The 1,839-nt window shown below is 76.7% G+C and carries 1 protein-coding gene and 1 pseudogene; both read left to right on the forward strand.

Annotated features, from left to right (window positions below):
• Positions 1–63: 63 nt before the first annotated feature.
• On the forward strand, positions 64–1,416 hold the full coding sequence (gene egtB / locus HTZ82_RS01030; RefSeq protein ID WP_175407327.1) for an ergothioneine biosynthesis protein EgtB: 1,353 nt from the start codon (positions 64–66) through the stop codon (positions 1,414–1,416).
• A gap of 7 nt (positions 1,417–1,423) precedes the next feature.
• A pseudogene (locus HTZ82_RS01035) lies at positions 1,424–1,839 on the forward strand (class II glutamine amidotransferase); the annotation flags it as partial.

Consider the following 1,839-nt stretch of genomic DNA (forward strand, 5'->3'; position numbering starts at 1 on the left):
GGCCGGGCCCGTTCCCCCGTCCGTACGAGAGCCCGCCCCGGTCTCCGGGAAGGAGCCGCGTCCATGACCGCTCATGTCTCCTCCGACTCACCCGTGACACCCGGCTCGCCTCCCGGCGCGCTCCGGCGACGGGCGTACGACGAGCTGGCCGCCGCCCGGGCCCGTACGGCCCTCCTCACCGACAGCGTCGACGACGGCGAGCTGACCGCCCAGCACTCGCCGCTGATGTCCCCGCTCGTCTGGGACCTGGCCCACATCTCCAACCAGGAGGAGCAGTGGCTGCTGCGGGCCGTCGGCGGGCGGGAGGCGCTGCGCCCCGACATCGACCCGCTGTACGACGCGTTCGAGCACCCGCGCGCCACCCGGCCGTCCCTGCCGCTGCTGCCGCCGCCGGAGGCCAGGGCGTACGCGGCGGAGGTGCGCGACCGGGTGCTCGACGTCCTCGACCGGGCGCGGTTCGACGGCGACCCGCTGCTCGACGCGGCGTTCGCGTTCGGCATGGTCGCGCAGCACGAGCAGCAGCACGACGAGACCATGCTGATCACCCATCAGCTCCGGCGCGGCCCGGCCGCGCTCACCGCACCCGCTCCCCCGCCCGCGCCGGCGGACGCGGCGCGGCTGCCCGCCGAGGTACGCGTGCCGGGCGGGCCGTTCACGATGGGCACCACGCACGAGGAGGAACCCTGGGCGCTGGACAACGAGCGTCCGGCCCATGTGCGGCTCGTACCGGAGTTCTTCATCGACACCGTGCCGGTGACGTGCGGCGCGTACCGGCGCTTCATCGACGACGGCGGCTACCGCGACCCGCGCTGGTGGGCGCCGGAGGGCTGGGCGTACGTCCGGGAGCACGGGCTGCGCGCGCCGCTGTTCTGGCGGCAGGAGGGCGGCCAGTGGGTGCGGCGGCGCTTCGGGGTGGTCGAGCCGGTGCCGGACGAGGAGCCGGTGCTGCACGTGAGCTGGTACGAGGCGGACGCCTACGCGCGCTGGGCGGGGCGGCGGCTGCCGACCGAGGCCGAGTGGGAGAAGGCGGCCCGCCACGACCCGGTGTCCGGCAGGTCGCGGCGCTACCCGTGGGGTGACGGCGCGCCGGAGCCGCGGCACGCCAACCTCGGCCAGCGGCATCTGCGGCCCGCGCCCGCCGGGAGCTACCCGGACGGCGCGTCGCCGCTGGGGGTGCGGCAGCTCGTCGGGGACGTGTGGGAGTGGACGGCCGACGACTTCCTGCCGTACCCGGGGTTCGTCGCCTTCCCGTACCGGGAGTACTCGGAGGTGTTCTTCGGGCCCGGGCACAAGGTGCTGCGGGGCGGGGCGTTCTCGGTGGCGCCGGTGGCGTGCCGGGGGACGTTCCGTAACTGGGACCTTCCGGTGCGGCGGCAGATCTTCGCCGGGTTCCGCACGGCCAGGGACGCGGGGTGACCGGCTGATGTGCCGTCATATCGCCTGGGTGGGCGCCGCGTCGCGGCCGCTCGGGGAGCTGATCGTGGAGCCCGCGCACGGGCTGTACCGGCAGTCGTGGGCGCCGCGCAGGCAGCGGTACGGGACGGTCAACGCGGACGGGTTCGGTGTCGGCTGGTACGCGCCGGGCGATCCGGTGCCGGCCCGCTACCGGCGGGCGGGGCCGATCTGGGCCGACCCGTCGTTCGCCGACCTGGCGCGGGTGGTGCGCTCGCGGGCGGGGCTGGCCGCGGTGCGGGACGCGACCGTGGCGGGTGCCGACGGGGAGGCGGCCGCGGCGCCGTTCGCCGCCGGGCCGTGGCTGTTCAGCCACAACGGGGCCGTGGCCGGGTGGCCCGGGTCGGCCGAGGGCCTGGTCGCGGGGCTGCCGGCGGGCGCGCTGCT

Origin of the sequence: Streptomyces sp. TRM64462, from assembly GCF_013362995.1 — a bacterium.
Classification (GTDB): Bacteria; Actinomycetota; Actinomycetes; order Streptomycetales; family Streptomycetaceae; genus Streptomyces.